This is a genomic window from Streptomyces racemochromogenes (assembly GCF_044129415.1).
GTDB lineage: Bacteria > Actinomycetota > Actinomycetes > Streptomycetales > Streptomycetaceae > Streptomyces > Streptomyces racemochromogenes_A.
This window is the reverse complement of the sequence record NZ_JBBDHD010000365.1, coordinates 1-302: the sequence shown is the minus strand read 5'-3', so window position 1 is coordinate 302 and position 302 is coordinate 1. Positions and strand designations below refer to the sequence as shown.

General features: G+C 73.2%; 1 protein-coding gene. It reads right to left on the bottom strand.

The annotated features are described in order from the left end of the window. The coding region (locus WDV06_RS37305; RefSeq protein WP_395514220.1) for an acyltransferase domain-containing protein at window positions 1-302 on the bottom strand (302 nt) is incomplete at both ends.

Below are 302 nucleotides of genomic sequence, written 5' to 3'. Positions count from 1 at the left end.
TCCGCCCACCGCTCCAGACGGGCCGCGGCCTCGTCGGCGCTCAGCGCCACCGAGGCCATGCCACCCCGCCCGGCCAACTCCTTGGCAATGGCCTGGCTCCGCAGGGCCACCACCCGGGCCGCGTCCTCCAACGACAGCGCACCGGAGACACACGCGGCCGCGATCTCACCCTGCGAGTGGCCGACGACCGCGTCAGGGCGGACGCCGACCGACGACCAGACGGCGGCCAGACCGACCATCACCGCGAAACTCGCCGGCTGGAGCACATCCACCCGCTCCAGCAACTCCGGCGAAACCTCACC